Here is a 276-nt window from a genome sequence, read left to right as displayed (position 1 = left end):
AATTAACAAAGATGGTGTTCGATTATCAACGACTGCGCACTTAATTGCAGCGGTTTCTTCATTGGGTATCGATAATTTTATTGTTCAATTAGATATCTCAGAATTGCCGATTATGGATGGTAGTGCATTACCGTTCATTTTTTTGTTACAAAAAGGCGGCATTGAAGCGCAAAATGATGCGAAACGCTTTATTCGTTTAAAAGAAAATGTACGTATTGTAGCAGGCGATAAATGGGCCGAACTTGAACCATATGATGGCTTTCATATCGACTTTGA

General features: G+C 37.0%; 1 protein-coding gene. It reads left to right on the top strand.

Going from position 1 to position 276, the window contains the following annotated elements:
• Positions 1-276, top strand: a 276-nt coding sequence (locus CWC17_RS19125) for a UDP-3-O-acyl-N-acetylglucosamine deacetylase (RefSeq protein WP_171042120.1), incomplete at both ends; no start/stop codon positions are given.

The sequence above is a fragment of the Pseudoalteromonas sp. S3785 genome (assembly GCF_005887365.1).
Classification (GTDB): domain Bacteria; phylum Pseudomonadota; class Gammaproteobacteria; order Enterobacterales; family Alteromonadaceae; genus Pseudoalteromonas.
The sequence above is the reverse complement of the archived record's forward strand: the minus strand, read 5'-3'. Positions and strand labels throughout refer to the sequence as shown.